The sequence below is a fragment of the Comamonas sp. JUb58 genome (assembly GCF_004364775.1).
In the GTDB taxonomy this organism is placed as follows: Bacteria; Pseudomonadota; Gammaproteobacteria; order Burkholderiales; family Burkholderiaceae_C; genus Comamonas.
Map to the genome: position 1 here is coordinate 113,545 of NZ_SOAL01000002.1, position 15,989 is coordinate 129,533.

Genomic DNA, 15,989 nt, shown 5'->3' on the forward strand with positions numbered 1-15,989 from the left:
TTCAGCCTCAAGAACCATTGCAAGGATCTGCGCAAATTTGCTCACTCTTGAGAGCGCTGCCAGGCATATTGGATGCCCCTATGCGCTCAAGGTGGCGTCAATCCTGGACGCACCGCATCACAAAGAAAGCGCTCGGGATCTTGTATATATGCTGCAGCGCGGGAACACCTGAATGCCGATTCAATGGCCGAAGGACTGGCTTCCACCAACCTCCAAAGTTCAACGGAGAAAAGTTTTGCCTCCAGAAACTTGCAGAGATCGCAAATCCGATGGACGAACTCGGTGTCTCGGGACCTCGCATCAATACGAGCACTGATCTCCCCTTCTAACGCCTCATCTAGAACCACGTCGACTCTATTTCCCTCTGTGCTTCCGTAAACAAACCAGCCGTCCATCATTTCATCCGGCTCACCGAGACGATCCAATAACCAAACCTGTGCAACAGACGCTTCGTGACTTGGGAATGTTGACGCGTCAAAGCGCTCTTGCGCCCTGACAGGCAAGGGGCCATCGCGAGGGATGAATAGGAGGTCGAATTGCCAAACTGCCATCGGTAGCGCGATCCTTTCTGCCAATACGGTGCAGCACTTATGAAAACCGTTCAATGAGCCGGTCACATGCCAAGCGCGTCAGTCTCAGATGCTCCTCTTGCAACGCCAATGCCTCGCTGTCGCACTTCTCTAGCCAAGCTGGGGAGCAATGCCTACGAACTTCTGGTGAAGGATGATGATCCGTTTCGCTCGCTATCGCAACGAAAAGCATAAAGTCAGGATCGTTTTCAAGGCGTGAATCACTGAATCTCAGCGCAGCCAACAGACGCATCCCCTCGATAAATGGAATCCTGCGATCGACAAGGTCTCGGGCAGTGTTAACCACTGCGTTCTTGGTCTCCACTCGGAGCTTCCCATCAACGCCATGCATACCAATTCCTCTAGAGCCATAGTTTCAACAGCCGGGGCCAATCCGAATTCGCCCATTGTGCTGTACCGCCTTTGCCATATTCAACAGGTGTTGAAGCGATCGAGCTACCGAGCTGCTCGTGATGCCCGTTGGATGGACTGGACCGCTTACACAGCAGCATGGGATGCATGGCTGAGGTGAACGATTTCGTAACTGCGCATGACGCGCAACCCTACCCACCGCGTTGCGCAAATGCCTCGCCCAACAAATGGGCCTTCGCAGGGAAACCCAGGTGGCCTATACTCGGCCACCTCATCCTTCTTGGTGCTGCTGCCTGAAGGTGCGTAGACCCTCCGTCACACGGAGGGTGTTTGTTTGCGTACCTGTTTTCAGCATCATGTCGAACTTTCCCCGACTCCAAAAAGCCCTGTCTCGCCAGGGCATCCATGTCTCGTTCCGAGACGGTATCTACAAAATCCACAACGCGCATGCAGCGGCATCAATCCTGCTGCCCGCCACTTTGCCTCTGGAGCAAAAGGCAGTGAACCAGCTGCTTGAGTTTGCCTCCGTGGCCGATCCGCAGGGCCACGGCGCTGTCTGCAAGGCCTGTGCAACGCCCGACTTCCACCCGGGCAGCATTGCGCCGGTAGGCGCGGTGGTCGCTACATCACGGGACTTTGTCATACCCGCCGCGATAGGCACTGACATCAACTGCGGCATCCGGATCATGCGCACGGGACTCAACCTGGCCCAGGCCGAGGCGCACAAGAGCAGCATCATTGCCAAGCTCAAGCGGGCCATCCTGGAGAATTGCCGCGATGTGCCGGTGCGCAGTGCCGGCTTCAAGGCGCTGTTTGACGATAGCCCGGCCAGCTTTCTGGAGCAGTTGCCCGAGCTGGGCCTGTGGCGCGCGGCCGATCGCGATCAACTTCAGCGCGAGCTGGCAGCCTGCGTGGGGCTCGATAGCTTCCAGGGCGATGCACGCTATGGGCCCGAGGCCTTGATGCAAAGCCGCGAAATCGTGCGTCCGCCCTCTGCTGCGGAGCTGGGCGGAGGCAACCATTTTCTGGAGTTCAATGTCGTCGACGAGATCTTCGACCGGCATGCGGCTTACGAAGCAGGCCTTAAAAAGGGCGATATCACCGTGATGATCCACACCGGCTCGCGCGATGTCGGCTTCTATGTGGGCCGCCGCTGGATGGATCTGGCCAAGCAAGCATGGCCCCAAGGCCTCAAACACCCCAGCCATGGGCTCTATGGCTTGAGCGGCCATCTGGCTGCCGAGTACATGAAGGCCATGGGCGTGGCCGCCCGCTACGCCTGGTTCAACCGCATGGCCCTGGGCGAGATCGTGCGCCAGCAATTGGCCGGTATCGCAGCGCCAGATGCATCGGCGGTGATTGTGGATGTGCCACACAACGTGGTTCTGCAAGAAGGCGAATTCAATGTGCACCGCAAAGGCTCCACGCCCGCGCATGACGGCCAGTGGGCCTTGATCCCTGGATCGATGGGCGACCACTCTTACCTGGTCAAGGGCCTGGGCCACGAAGACTGGCTGCGCTCCTGCAGCCACGGCGCTGGTCGCCAGGTGCGCCGCCAGGATACCCGCCGCATGAAGCACCCCCTGGTCGACACGGTCTGGCAATGCATCACCTTGCGTGAGGAGCGGCTCATCGAGGAAGCACCCAGCGCCTACAAACCTGTGGGACCCGTTTTGCAGGCCCAGGAGCAGGCAGGTTTGATCCGCGCCAGCGTTCGCTTGAAGCCTTGGCTGACGTTCAAGGCTTGATGGCGACAGAAAGCCGTTGGTCTTGATGGCCAGCGGCTTTCACTGGCGGCAAGCCAATGCGCTAACCTGCACGCTCAATGGCATGTCTCAACCCAGATTCAAGGCTCTCAGGCAATCTTCAACGCCCGGGTCGCCATAAACGTCGGCATCACGTTCTCCACCACAAAGCGCGGATGGGGCTGCCAGTCCTCATGGAAGCCGGTGAGCACCAAGCCCGCATCCAGCTGGCCGCCAATCTGGTCTGCCAGCGTGTGGCCAAACACCAGGGCCTCGCCGCGTTCGCGTTTGGCGGCCAGGTCTTCAGCGGACAAGTGCGCGATATCGGAATAAGGCAGCCGGCGGTTGGGGCGCACGAGCCCCTGGGCCGTCAAGGCCGGGTCGCGGTCGGCCACAAAGACCACCGGGTTCCAAAAGCTCGACAGCATCTCGCCTTGCGGCGCCAGCACGCGCGCGCATTCGCGCCAGACCGGGCGCACATCGGGGATATAGAGATTGGAGATGGGGTGGAGGATGACGTCAAAGCTGGCATCGGCAAAGACGGAAAGATCACGCATATCGCCCTGCACACAGCGCAGGTCCAGGCCCTCTCTGGCGGCGACCTTGCGGTCCTGGTCCAGCTGCCCTTCGGAGAAATCGAACACGGTCACATCGGCGCCCGCTGCCGCCAGGATGGGGGCCTGCTGCCCGCCTCCCGCCGCCAGGCACAGAATGCGCCGACCGCGCACCTGATCCAACCATCCGGTGGGCAAGGGCCCGGGCGTGAGGCGGGCGGCGCTCCAGTCGCCCGCGCGGGCAGTTGCAATCTCTTCAGCGCTGACCGGGGCCGACCAGGCGCAGCCTTGCGCGGCCTGGCGGTTCCAGGCGGCTTGGTTATGGGTGAGTAGGTCGATGGGGTCTGTCATGGGGTCCTTGTGGTGCCTGGCGTTAACAACCAGTCGGGGCATACTGGCAGGATAAAAAATCGCTCTGAGGCTTACATGAAATCACCTCCAAATATGGCTCGCTCACCCGCATGGGTTCATCGACTCTCGGGTATGCCTCTTGAGTACGGCGCCACCCCAAAAGATCTACTAGAAGGACAAGGCTACCTCAAGGGTGCCAAGGTAGAGGCCAGTAGCGAACTTAAGAGCACAACAGCTTTGGAGGTAGCTGCGGCATTTGCCAACCTGTCGAATTATGGTGATAGAGGCATGGGAGGAAGATGCTTCTTTCCTGGGTTTGCATTTTCCTTCGGCGAGGACGCTCAAAAGGTCGAAGTTCTGGTTTGCCTGGAATGCAACTGGGTCGGTTTCTTCTGGAATGGACAAGATTTATGGCTGGCCCCCAGTGAGAATGGACTCAACCAATTCCGCAAGATATACAACGAATTGGTGGAGCGCCTATAACGAGCGTAGTTGGCAATTTTAGATACGCAAGGGACCAATAAGCACCTGAGCCGCGCCTGATGCTCCGCTCCATGATGCATCACGGCGAGCACCAGCGAATCTCTTCGTTTACTGCTTCGCGCCGCGCTACAACCGCAGCGGTTGAACCCTGCTTCCTCCTCCGCCTTAACTCATATGCGAGGCGCTGTAGACGACGCGGCTGCAATCTTTCCCGTTTGGACTTGTGCCAACAACTGGGTCAGTTTCTTAAATTTCATAGGCATAGCTGCACCGCAACTCAGCCCCTTTCAGCGCGGCTTTAAAAGGCTCTGGAGCCTCTTGGAGGATGGCCACAAAGCTGGCCTTGAGTTTGCCGCCGCCCATGCTGCCCTTGTACTTGATGCTCTTGGGCTGGGCCTGAAGCTGCAACCGGTCGGCACCAGAGAGGGCCACATCCAACTTGAAGATGCCACGGCGAAAATCGGTGCGCTCAGTGGCCTCCGCCTGCGGCGACGCCAAGCCCAGGGTGTGCGCACCGTAGGAGAGTTGCAGATCGACATCCACGATGGAGGCTGGAATAGCGCCCACCAGGCTTATCGTCTGGCCGGCATGGCTGCCGCTGCAATTCAGTTGCGCGGTATTGGCACCGGCGATGGCCTGGCCGGCGAGAGCGAATGGCAACGCCAGGGTGCAGAGCGGCAAGAATTTTTTCATCGGTTCTCCATCTGGCGCAGGCCAGGGGTTGCGCAGCATTGACTGAATGGGATCAGCGGCATTGACAGGGCAGTCTGGGCCTGGTTCATGCAGCTGTCCTCCACCTGGTCATAGATCATAGATATTCGTCGGCATTTTCATGGATGCAACTGGCAACCAGCAAGCCCAAAACGGCACCATGCGCGCTGTTGGATTCGTTTGCTGGTAGCCTTCCATGCCAGGCAGAATCTCTGCCAGCCCCACCTCGGCCACCGTGCCATTTCTAAAAAGTGAACCCGCTATGACCAGCCCGCTGTACACCGCCTCCATTCCCGTCATGCAGCAGATGTTGCGTGCCCTGTCAGAGGTGCTGAAGAAGGCCGAAGACCATGCGACGCAACGCAATATCGATCCCAATGCGCTGCTGCAGGCACGGCTGTTTCCCGACATGTTTCCGCTCGTCCGCCAGGTGCAGATCGCCTCGGACTTCTCCAAGGGCATCGCCTCCCGCCTGGCCGGTGCCGAAGTGCCATCCTGGCCCGACACGGAGACCAGCTTCGCCGACCTGCAAGCCTTGATCGCCTAGGCGCTGGCCCAACTCGAATCCTTCCCAGCCGCGCAGTTTGATCTGAGCGAAAGCCGCGACATCGTATTGCGCCCCGGCACGCCCAAGGAAAAGAAGCTGACCGCCAGTGCCTATCTGCTGCACTATGGTCTGCCGCAGTTCTTCTTCCATGTGACTACTGCCTATGCCATCCTGCGCCACAACGGTGTCGAGGTTGGCAAGCGCGACTATATGGGCACCTATTAAGACCAGCGATCAGCGCCTCCATGGCGGCGCGACTCCAGCGAGCTGACCGCTCGCTGGTAGCCGTTATACCGGCGCCAGGCTTTCAAAGCGCAGGGCAGAGGGCGCAGGATCTGGCCCGTACCGTTCAAGCGCCCCGCAGCATATCCACTACCAGCTTGCCCTGTGCCGTACCGGCCTTGAGCACCCGATAGGCCTCGCACACCGAGTCGACAACAAAGTGCCTAGGGTCCAGCTGGACAGCGAGCTGGCCTGCGCGTGCCATGCCTGCGGCCTCGCGCAGGATCTCGCCATGGTGTTCGCCGCCTTCGCCAGTGAGCATGGGCAGCAAGGTGAACACGCCTGAATAGGTAGCAGCGCGAAAAGACAGCGGCGCCAGCGCATGGGTGCCCCAGCCCAGGCAGCTCACCACATGGCCAAAGCGGCACACGGCCTGGAAGGACGCGTCCAGCGTCGCGCCGCCCACCGTGTCATAGACGATATCGAAACCCCGTCCCGCTGTGTGCTGTGCCACATAAGCGTCCACGGTCTGCGCGCGGTAGTCGATGGCAGTGGCGCCCAGGCTTTCAATAAAGGCACGCTGCTCAGCGTTGCCCGTCGCGAAGACGTCCGCGCCCCGGGCCCGGGCAATCTGGATGGCAATATGCCCCACGCCACCAGCGCCGCCATGCACCAGCACCTTCTGTCCGGCCCGCACACGGGCACGGTCCACCAAGCCTTCCCAAGCGGTGATGAAGATCAGCGGCAGTGCAGCGGCCTCGCGCATCGACAGCTGCTCAGGAATGGGCGCAAGCAAGGCGGCGTCGACCGCCGTGTACTCCGCCAGTGAGCCCTGCAAGCCGGCGACACCACCCGCCATGCCAAACACGCGCTCGCCCACCGCAAAGTCCGTCACCCCCGCGCCCACGGCCGCCACGGTGCCGGCCAGGTCAATACCCAGCACGGCGGGCAGCGGGTGGCGCGCATGGGGCGCCTCACCCGCATGGATCTTGGTGTCGAGTGGGTTGACGGCGCTGGCGTGGATGCGCACCAGCACCTGCCCAGCGCCGGGCTGCGGACGTGCAATGGAGGCCATGCGAAAGGCGCTGCCGTGGGTATCGAGCATCGCGGCGGTCATGGAGAGAGAGGGGGTCATACCAGCTTCCTTTGGGATAAGAGATACGCCATTGTTGAACCTACTCAAACGTTTGAAAATAGACAATACTGACGTCTATTCATTCATTTTTGAAGGTCCCAACATGCAGATGGAATGGAGCGACCTGCGCGTGTTCCTCGCAATCGCCCGCACCGGCACGCTGGGTGCTGCGGCACGCAGCAGCGGCCAGAGCCAGCCCACCATGGGCCGGCGGCTCCAGGCCCTGGAGCAGGCGCTGGGGCAGACGCTGTTCCAGCGCACCCGAGAGGGCTTTGTGCTGACCGACGAAGGCATGGCCGTGCTCGCGCATGCCGAGCGCATGGAAGAAGAGGTGCATGGGCTGGAGCGCAAACTCTCCGGGCGCGACGGCCTTCTCGAAGGCATGCTCCGGCTCTCGTCCTCCGACTGGTTTGGTGCGCATGTTCTGGCCCCGGTGCTGGCTGAATTTGCGCAGCTGCAGCCGCGCGTCATTGTCGAGTTGCTGACCAGCGCCACCCACTTCAGCCTGCCCCGGCGCGAGGCCGACATGGTGTTTCGCATTCAGCCCTTTGACGAGCCCGAGGTCGTCTCACGCAAGCTCATGCACATGGACTACGGCGTCTACCTGCACGCCGCGCATGAGGCACCGCAGGCCGGCGATGGCTCCGGCACTTCTTTGATCACCATGGACACCGCCTTCGGCGGTATGCCCGATGCCCTGTGGCTGAAGAAGATGCTGCCAAACGCACAGATCGTGTCCCGCAGCAACAACCGCGATGTGCAGGCACGGATGTGCGCGTTGGGGGCCGGCATCGCCGTGCTCCCCCGCCCGCTGGGCGATGCGCTGGCGGGCGTACGACTGCTCGATCTCGGGGAGATGCCACCAGGGCGCGATACCTGGGTGGGCTACCACCGTGATCTGCGCAGGCAGGCGCGTCTGCGTGCGCTGCTCGATCTCGTGGTGGCGCGCCTGGGCAGTTGATACACAAACCGGCCTGTGCGATGCACAGGCTAACAGTGGCGCTATCTGCATCCACAAGAACATCGCCGAGGCCTAGCTTCCGCTGCTGACTGAATGCAGGCTGCAAGAGCTAGATCGCTCGGCGATGTGATGGCTGTCTTGAACGTCAGGAAAGACAAGCGGCGCCCAACAACCTGTTCAAATGAGCAAGCCTATGCCTTGCCCCCACCCCGCAGCAACCGCAGCCCATTGAACACCACCAACAAACTCGCCCCCATATCCGCAAACACCGCCATCCACATGGATGCATTGCCAAACACCGCCAGCGCAAAGAACACCACCTTGATACCCAGCGCGAAGATGATGTTCTGCCACAGGATGGCGTAGGTGCGTTTGGACAGCTGCACGGTTTCAGGCACGCGGCGCAGGTCGTCGTTCATGATGAGGATGTCGGCGGCCTCCTTGGCGATGTCGGTGCCGGCGCCGCCCATCGAGAATCCGATAGAGGCGGCCGCCAAGCTGGGGGAGTCATTGACGCCATCGCCCACCATGCCAGCCGGTTGCTGGGCCACCAGGCCGTTGATGACCTGGAGCTTGTCCTCGGGCAGCAGGTTGGCCTTGACCTCGTCGATGCCTACCTGCGCAGCAATGGCGCGGGCGGTGGCTTCGTTGTCGCCGGTCAGCATCACCGTGCGGATGCCCAGGGCCTTCAGCTCGGCTATGGCCTGCTTGCTCGATTCCTTGGTGGTGTCGGCCACCGCAAACAGCCCCAGCACGCCTTGTGCGCTGGCCAGCACTGAGACGGTCTGCCCCTGCTCCTCCATCGCCAGCATCAACGCCTCCACCTCGGCAGAGCACTGGCCGCGTTCGTGGATCCAGCGGTGGTTGCCCAGCACATAGCTCTGGCCGGCGATATCGCCTTTGACGCCACGGCCCAGCTCGGCCGCAAAGTTATCCACCTCCAACGCCTCGCCATCGATACCGGCGGCGACCGCCTTGGAGACGGGGTGGTCCGAGCGTGCAGCCAGGCTCTTGGCGATGCGCTCGATCTGCTGGGCATCGGTTCTGGTCGACAGCATACGGGTCTGCACCAGCTGGGGGGTTCCAGCGGTGATGGTGCCGGTCTTGTCCAGGGCGACGACGCGCAGCTTGCGCGCCTCTTCCAGATAGGCACCGCCCTTGACCAGAATGCCGCGGCGGGCCGCTGCAGACAGGCCGCTGACAACGGTCACCGGCGTCGAGATCACCAGTGCGCAAGGGCAGGCAATGACCAGCAGCACCAGGGCCTTGTAGATAGCGGTCAGCCAAGGCCAGCCCAGCATCAACGGGGGCAGCACGGCGACTGCAACCGCCAGCACAAAAACGGCAGGGGTGTAGATGCGGGCAAAGCTGTCCACAAAACGCTGCGTGGGCGCACGCTGGCCCTGGGCCTGCTCCACTGCGTGGATGATGCGGGCCAGCACCGTGTCGGTCGAGCGTTTGCTGACCTCAAACTCCAGCGAGCCGCTTTGGTTGATGGTGCCGGCAAACACCGGGTCGCCCGGCGCCTTGTCCACCGGAATGCTCTCGCCGGTGACGGAGGACTGGTCTACCGCGCTTTGGCCGCTGGTCACCACGCCATCCAGCGCAAAACGCTCGCCGGGCTTGACCCGCGCCAGGGTGCCGACGGCCACCGTCTTGGCATCCTGGATCTGCCAGCTGCCATCGGTCTGTCTGGCCTCAATCTGCGGCGGCGACAGCGCCAGCAGCTGGGCAATCGCATTGCGCGCGCGGTCCACCGAGCGCGCCTCGATCAGCTCGGCCAGCGAGTACAGCGCCATCACCATGGCCGCCTCAGGCCACTGGCCGATCACAAAGGCGCCGATCACCGCCACGCTCATCAGCGCATTGATGCCCAGCTGGCCGCGCAGCAAGGCCGACAGGCCTTTCTTGAACACGCCCAGGCCCGACAACGCAATCGCCAGCGCGGCCACCGCCATGCCGACCATGCGCCAGACCGAGGTCTCAGGTGTCAGCAGGTGCAGCAGCTCTGCGGTGGCCGCCACCACCAAGGCCGCAATCAGGCGGTAGAGCTCTACACGCTGCGCCTTTTGCACATCGGCAGCAGCGGGTGGCGCTGACAGCGTCTCGGTGGCAAAGCCTGCGGCCTGGATCTTCTCGGTCACTGCAGCCCATTGCTGCGGGTCGGCTTCCACCCGCAAGGTGCGGGCAGGCAGGTCAAACTGCAGCAGCTTGACGCCCGCTGCGCCTTCAAGGATCTGGCGAATCTGCCCCTCTTCCACGGGGCAGTCCATCGCGGGAATGCGCAGCAGCAAGGCGCCCTCATCGGCCTTCAAGGCCGAGCTGGCCTGGGCGGCAGGGCCCAGATCGGGGGTGCAGCAGTCGCTATGCGCATGCGCTGCAGCCGTTGCTGCTGGGGCGTGGGAATGCGAATGCGCATGGTCGTGACCATGGCTGTGATCGTGGCCATGGTCATGGCTGTGGCCATGCCCCTTCGCGGCCACGGCGGTGGCCTGGTGGTCTTTGCCGGCGCAGCAGGATGCCGCTGCATGGCCATGGGCATGGCGCTGCGCGGTGTCGGAGTGGGCGGTAACTGGGTTGGAATTCGTTTGGGTCATTGAGCGTGCTCCCTGTTGCTTCGATTAAAAACCCTGTAGTAACTACAATGTCAAGCCTAAATCGCTAGACTCCGTATGGACATGAGGGCAATGACATGAAAATCGGTGAACTGGCCACGGCCTCTGCAACACCCGTGGAAACCATCCGCTACTACGAGCGCGAAGGCCTGCTGCCGCAGCCCACGCGCACTGCCAGCAACTACCGCGTCTACGAAGAGCAACACCTGGAGCGCCTGCAGTTCATCCGCAACTGCCGGGGGCTGCAGATGTCACTGGATGAAGTGCGCGAGCTGCTGCGCTACAAGGACGAGCCGGCCCAGGACTGCGCCGAAACCGTCGACAAGCTGATCGAAGCGCATATCGGCCATGTCGCCCTGCGCATCCAGGAGCTGCGCGGACTGGAGGCCCAGCTGATCGCCCTGCGCGACCGCTGCCGGGGCAGCCAGGACGTGGAGCACTGCGGCATCCTCGCCGGCCTGGCCGAGACGCCAGCGACACCGGCGGTCAAACAGCATCTGCATGTGCGCTAGGCCTTGGGCGCTGGTTCGTTGTTAGATCAGTCGGCGCAAAAAAAGGTGGCGCACTGCGCCACCTTCCAGAGCCACGGTGTTCAGCCACGGAACATTTGCAAGCGGGCCTTTCTCTCCGCCGGCGTCTCGCTGCTGTACTCGTCCATCACCTGCTGGCGTGTCTTGCCTGGACCGGAAGCGACAGGCGCGGGCGGGTAGTTGCTGCTGCGCAAGGCGTTGGGGCCGCGCTTTTGCAGCGCCTCTACCGTCTCTGCCTGCACCTGCGCGCGGCTCTTGCCCGGCTGCGCATGCTCGGGGTAGAGCTCGTAGCCCTTTTCCGTCGGAGCCGAGTGCAAGGTCGCGCTGGCCGATGCGCTGTTCAGCATGCCCAGCGACAGGGCTGCGAACGCCAGGGACAACAGGGTGGAAGTGCGTGTCTTTTGCATGGTTGCAATGCCTTTCATGAGGGTGGATGTACTCTCGCTGCGACTGCATTCGAGATGGCTCCATTGTTGAAAAAACACGCTGACCAAAGCCCCACAGCAAGATGACATTGCTGCAATGCGCGGGCTGCACCAACCGCAGATAAAACAAAGCCATGGCGGGTTAGGTCATGGCTTGGTTGTCAGTGCGATGAAGAGGCTCAGGCCGGGTGCGCAGCGGGCTTCTCAACGCTCTCTTTGTCATCCAGTTCGTCCTCCGACGGATCGCGCCGGTGCACCAGGCGGTACAACAGCGGGAGGACCAACAAGGTCAAAGCAGTGGACGACAAGATGCCGCCAATCACCACGGTCGCCAGCGGTCGCTGCACCTCGGCACCCGTGCCGGTTGCAATGGCCATCGGCACAAAGCCCAGCGATGCCACCAGGGCCGTCATCAGCACGGGGCGCAGGCGCGACAGCGCACCGGTGTGCACAGCATCGGGAACGGCCAGCCCACCCTCGCGCAGCGCGCGGATCGACGAGATCATCACCAAGCCGTTCAACACGGCCACACCGGACAGCGCAATAAAACCGATCGCTGCCGAGATGGACAGCGGAATACCGCGCATCCACAGCGCCAGAATGCCGCCGGTCAGCGCAAACGGAATGCCGGTAAAGACGATCAGGCCATCGCGCACGTTGTTGAACATCGCAAACAGCAAGGTGAAGACCAGCAGCAGCGCGACGGGCACCACAATCTGCAGCCGCTGCTGGGCGGATTGCATGTTCTCAAAGGTGCCGCCCCAGCGCGTCCAGTAGCCGCTGGGCAGCGCCATCGCGCCCAGGTCCTGCTGCGCCTGTTCGACAAAGGAGCCGATATCGCGGCCGCGCACATTGGCGCTCACCACAATGCGGCGCTTGCCATCTTCACGGCTGACCTGGTTGGGCCCGGGCGACAGCGCAAAGCTGGCCACCGCCGACAAGGGCACAAAACCCAGCCGGCTGCCCTCCTGCTGCGGCAGCGCAATGGGCAGGCGCTCCAGCGCAGCCAGATCGCTGCGCAGCGCCTCGGGCAGGCGCACCTGGATGCCAAAGCGGCGGTCGCCTTCAAACACCGTGCCGGCATCCTGGCCGCCCACGGCCGTGGCAATGGTCTGCTGCACATCGCCCATGTTCAGGCCATAGCGCGATGCCTTTTCCCGGTCCACCTGCACCGTCAGCATTGGCAGGCCCGTGGTCTGCTCCACCTTCACCTCGGAGGCGCCGGGCACCTTCTGCAGCATCGCGGCAATCGATTGGGCGGTGCGCTCCAGCACCTGCATGTCATCGCCAAACACCTTCACCGCCACATCGCTGCGCACGCCCGATATCAACTCATTAAAGCGCAGCTGAATTGGTTGCGAGAACTCGTAGTTGCTGCCCGGTATCGCCTCGACCACTTCCTGCACCTGGGCGAGCAGATCCTCGCGGCTGCGCTTTGGATCGGGCCACTGCGCACGCGGCTTGAGCATGATGTAGCCGTCCGAGATATTGGGCGGCATCGGGTCCGAGGCAATCTCGGCCGTGCCGGTGCGGGCAAACACGCGCTCGATCTCGGGCACCTGGTCCTTGAGCGCCCGCTCGATCTGCATCTGCATCTCCAGCGATTGCGTGAGGCTGGTGCCCGGCACCCGCAGCGCCTGGATCGCGAAATCGCCCTCGTTCAGATTCGGCGCAAACTCGCTGCCCAGGCGCGATGCCAGCAGCAGGCTCAGCGCCACGGCCACGACGGCCGTCGTCAACACCACCACCGGCATGCGCATCACCCGCACCAGCAAGGGCTCGTAGGCCTTGCGCGCCCAGGTCATCAGGCGGTTTTCCTTCTCGCCCACCTTGTTGCCGATGAACAAGGCAATCGCCGCCGGGATAAAGGTGATGGACAGCAGCATCGCGCCCGCCAGCGCCAGCACCACGGTCAGCGCCATCGGGTGGAACATCTTGCCCTCCACCCCCGTCAGCGCAAAGATCGGCAGGTAGACCACCATGATGATCAACTGGCCGAACAGCAGCGGCCGGCGCGATTCCTTGGCTGCGGCAAACACCTCATGAAAGCGCTCGCTGCGCGACAGCGGGCTGCCCTTGCGCTCCTGCGCATGCGCCAGGCGCCGCACGCAGTTCTCCACAATAACGACCGCCCCGTCGATGATGATGCCGAAATCCAGCGCGCCCAGGCTCATCAGGTTGGCGCTGATGCCGTACTTCACCATGCCGCTAAAGGTGAACAGCATTGATAGCGGAATGATGAGCGCCGTGATCAGCGCAGCGCGGATATTGCCCAGGAACAGAAACAGCACCACCACCACCAGCGCCGCGCCTTCGACCAGGTTTTTCTTCACCGTGGCAATGGCTTTTTCCACCAAGGTGGTGCGGTCGTAGACGGTCACGATCTTCACCCCCTCCGGGAGGGTCTTGCGGATCGACTCCATGCGCGCATCCACCGCCTTGGAGACGATGCGGCTGTTCTCCCCGATCAGCATGAACACGGTGCCCAGCACCACCTCACGGCCGTTGTCGGTGGCAGCACCGGTGCGCAGCTCGCGGCCCAGGCTCACCTCGGCCAGGTCGCGCACGCGCACCGGCTGGCCTTGGGTGCTGCCCACAATCACCTCCTGGATGTCTGCAATGCCCTTGACCTGGCCAGGCGCGCGGATCAGGTACTGCTCGCCTTCGCGCTCGATATAGCCGGCGCCCACATTGGTGTTGTTGCTCTGCAGTGCCGCCACCAGCTTGTCCATCGAGATGCCATAGGACGCGAGCTTGTCCGGCCGGGGCGCCACCAGGTACTCCTTGGCAAAGCCGCCGATCGAGTTGATCTCGGTCACACCGGGCACATTGCGCAGCTGCGGTTTGATGACCCAGTCCTGGATCTCGCGCAGGTCCATGGGTGTGTAGAGGCTGCCATCGGCCTTCTTCGCGCCCTCCTCGGCCTCCACGGTCCAGAGGTAGATTTCGCCCAGGCCGGTGGAGATGGGGCCGATGCTCGGTGCAATACCGGGCGGCAGCTTCTCGCGCGCTTCCTGTATGCGCTCATTGACCAGCTGGCGCGCAAAGTAGATGTCGGTGCCGTCCTTGAAGATCACGGTCACCTGCGACAGACCGTAGCGCGACAGCGAACGGGTCTGCTCCAGCTGCGGCAAGCCTGCCATCACCGTCTCGATGGGGTAGGTGATGCGTTGCTCGGTCTCCAGCGGCGAGTAGCCCGCCGCCTGGGTGTTGATCTGCACCTGCACATTGGTGATGTCAGGGACGGCATCGATGGACAGGCGCTGGTAGCTGAAGACGCCCAGCGCAGCCATGGCAAAAACTGCCAGGATGACCAGCCAGCGCTGCTCGATGGAAAAACGGATGATGCGCTCAAACATGCGGACCCCCGATCAATGCGCGTGCTCGGCAGATGCCTTGCCCAGCTCGGCCCGCAGCATGAACGAGCCCTCCTTGACATAGCGCTGCCCCGCTTTCAGGCCCGATGTCACCTCGGTGGTCTTGCCATCCGTCGCACCCAGCTGCACCACCTGGGCCTGGTAGCCGCCCTCGGCTGGCACAAACACCACGCTCTCCTTGCCATCCGGGCGCTGGATGGCCTTGGCGTCCACCGCAATGGGGACGGGCGATTCGCCAGCCAGCAGTTCCACATCGACAAACAGGCCCGGCCGCCATACCCCTTGCGGGTTGGCCAGCGCCACACGCGCCGGCGCCGTGCGGGTTTGCGCGCCAATCAAGGCACCCACATAGGCAATCCGGCCTTCGGCCTGGGAGTCAAAAGCGGTGGCACGCACGACGACTGGCGCCCCCATGCGCACATCCGGCAGCTGCGGCGCGGCCACGCTGATCTCCGCCCAGACCGAGCGCAGGTCCGACACGGTGAACGAGGCCGTGCTGTCGGTCACCGATTCGCCCACGGTCAGGTGCTTCTCGACGACCATGCCGGCCAGCGGCGCGCGCAGCTCGTAGCGGCTGGATCCGCCGGTGCCCGCGTCCGCGCCCGCGCCCGCACCAATGGCGGACAGCTTTTGGGCGGCATTGGCCACGGCAATCTCGGCCTCCTGCAGCGCTTGTTGGGCTGCCTGGTAATCCTGCTCGGCAGAGATGCGCTCCTGCCACAGCTGCTTTTCGCGCTCGTGGTTGCGCTTGGCAAAAGCCAGGCGCCGCTGCGCCGTTTGCAGCTCGCTGCGCTGGTCCGACACCGCCGAGCTCTGGATCACCGCCAGCAGCTGCCCCTTGGCCACCTGCTCGCCCAGCTGCGCATGGACGGACGCCACCACCCCCGCCACCCTGGGCACCACATGGGCCGTGCGGTCTTCGTCAAAGCGGATCTCGCCGGGCAGCAGCACCTGCTTCTTGATGGACGCCCGCCCCGCCTGGGCCACCACCACACCGGCCGCCTTGGCCTGCGCAGGGCTCAGCTTGACCAGGCCCTCGCCCGCTGCTTCGCCTTCGGCATGGCCGCCGGCCGCAGCGCCGTGCGCATCCTTGCTGCCGGCCTCGGCTTTGTCATCGTGGTGTTCGCCATCGCCATGCTGGTCTGCCTCCTGGTGCGCATCGGCCTGGGCACCTGCTTTGGCACCCGTCTTGGCAGCGGCCTCGCCATGGTGCTCGCCATCTTTGTGGGATGGCGCATCGGCATGGCCTGATGCCGGTGCAGCGGCTGCACTGCCAGGGCCTCGCAACAAATAGGCGCCACCGGCCACACCAGCGGCTGCAATCAGCGCCGCTGCAATCCACTGTTTGGACGCGCTCAGCGAGCTATCGAATCTGGTTTTCTCGGACATGGG

At 63.0% G+C, this 15,989-nt stretch carries 12 protein-coding genes and 1 pseudogene; 5 read left to right on the top strand and 8 right to left on the bottom strand.

The window, feature by feature from the left end; all coding sequences use genetic code 11:
- Positions 1-86: 86 nt before the first annotated feature.
- Positions 87-551: a hypothetical protein gene (locus tag EDF71_RS24900; protein ID WP_166656434.1), complete on the bottom strand. Its 465-nt coding sequence runs from the start codon at positions 549-551 to the stop codon at positions 87-89.
- 746 nt (positions 552-1,297) lie between these two features.
- Here EDF71_RS24900 and EDF71_RS02790 point away from each other — a divergent pair.
- Positions 1,298-2,689, top strand: coding sequence for an RtcB family protein (locus tag EDF71_RS02790; RefSeq protein ID WP_133855119.1), 1,392 nt, complete (start codon positions 1,298-1,300; stop codon positions 2,687-2,689).
- 107 nt (positions 2,690-2,796) lie between these two features.
- Here the strand turns inward: EDF71_RS02790 and EDF71_RS02795 are convergent, their stop codons facing one another.
- Positions 2,797-3,591, bottom strand: coding sequence for a class I SAM-dependent methyltransferase (locus EDF71_RS02795; protein ID WP_133855120.1), 795 nt, complete (start codon positions 3,589-3,591; stop codon positions 2,797-2,799).
- A gap of 75 nt (positions 3,592-3,666) precedes the next feature.
- Here EDF71_RS02795 and EDF71_RS02800 point away from each other — a divergent pair, with 75 nt between their 5' ends.
- On the top strand, positions 3,667-4,074 hold the full coding sequence (locus EDF71_RS02800) for a hypothetical protein (RefSeq protein ID WP_133855121.1): 408 nt from the start codon (positions 3,667-3,669) through the stop codon (positions 4,072-4,074).
- Between the two features lie 246 nt (positions 4,075-4,320).
- On the opposite strand, the gene EDF71_RS02805 is transcribed toward EDF71_RS02800, so the two are convergent.
- Entirely contained in the window at positions 4,321-4,806 is a 486-nt protein-coding gene (locus EDF71_RS02805; RefSeq protein WP_133855122.1) for a hypothetical protein, read from the bottom strand.
- Between the two features lie 241 nt (positions 4,807-5,047).
- Here EDF71_RS02805 and EDF71_RS02810 point away from each other — a divergent pair.
- Positions 5,048-5,557, top strand: a pseudogene (locus EDF71_RS02810) (DUF1993 domain-containing protein).
- Between the two features lie 124 nt (positions 5,558-5,681).
- On the opposite strand, the gene EDF71_RS02815 reads toward EDF71_RS02810, so the two are convergent.
- A complete protein-coding gene (locus EDF71_RS02815) occupies positions 5,682-6,689 on the bottom strand; it encodes a zinc-dependent alcohol dehydrogenase family protein (RefSeq protein ID WP_133855123.1) in 1,008 nt (335 codons plus the stop codon).
- A 109-nt stretch (positions 6,690-6,798) separates the two neighbouring features.
- On the opposite strand from EDF71_RS02815, the gene EDF71_RS02820 reads away from it, so the two are divergent.
- Positions 6,799-7,650 (top strand): LysR family transcriptional regulator, encoded by an 852-nt coding sequence (locus tag EDF71_RS02820; RefSeq protein ID WP_133855253.1) that lies wholly within the window; start codon positions 6,799-6,801, stop codon positions 7,648-7,650.
- 191 nt (positions 7,651-7,841) lie between these two features.
- On the opposite strand, the gene EDF71_RS02825 is transcribed toward EDF71_RS02820, so the two are convergent.
- A complete protein-coding gene (locus EDF71_RS02825) occupies positions 7,842-9,923 on the bottom strand; it encodes a heavy metal translocating P-type ATPase (RefSeq protein ID WP_279586273.1) in 2,082 nt (693 codons plus the stop codon).
- Positions 9,924-10,342: 419 nt separating this feature from the next.
- Here EDF71_RS02825 and cadR point away from each other — a divergent pair, with 419 nt between their 5' ends.
- On the top strand, positions 10,343-10,777 hold the full coding sequence (cadR, locus tag EDF71_RS02830; RefSeq protein WP_133855125.1) for a Cd(II)/Pb(II)-responsive transcriptional regulator: 435 nt from the start codon (positions 10,343-10,345) through the stop codon (positions 10,775-10,777).
- A gap of 80 nt (positions 10,778-10,857) precedes the next feature.
- On the opposite strand, the gene EDF71_RS02835 is transcribed toward cadR, so the two are convergent.
- The 3 genes from EDF71_RS02835 to EDF71_RS02845 all read right to left on the bottom strand — a co-directional run bounded on the left by EDF71_RS02835 (position 10,858) and on the right by EDF71_RS02845 (position 15,986).
- Positions 10,858-11,202 (bottom strand): DUF4148 domain-containing protein, encoded by a 345-nt coding sequence (locus EDF71_RS02835; protein WP_166656435.1) that lies wholly within the window; start codon positions 11,200-11,202, stop codon positions 10,858-10,860.
- A gap of 197 nt (positions 11,203-11,399) precedes the next feature.
- On the bottom strand, positions 11,400-14,579 hold the full coding sequence (locus EDF71_RS02840) for a CusA/CzcA family heavy metal efflux RND transporter (RefSeq protein ID WP_133855127.1): 3,180 nt from the start codon (positions 14,577-14,579) through the stop codon (positions 11,400-11,402).
- 12 nt (positions 14,580-14,591) lie between these two features.
- Positions 14,592-15,986: an efflux RND transporter periplasmic adaptor subunit gene (locus tag EDF71_RS02845; RefSeq protein ID WP_133855128.1), complete on the bottom strand. Its 1,395-nt coding sequence runs from the start codon at positions 15,984-15,986 to the stop codon at positions 14,592-14,594.
- Positions 15,987-15,989 lie beyond the last annotated feature (3 nt).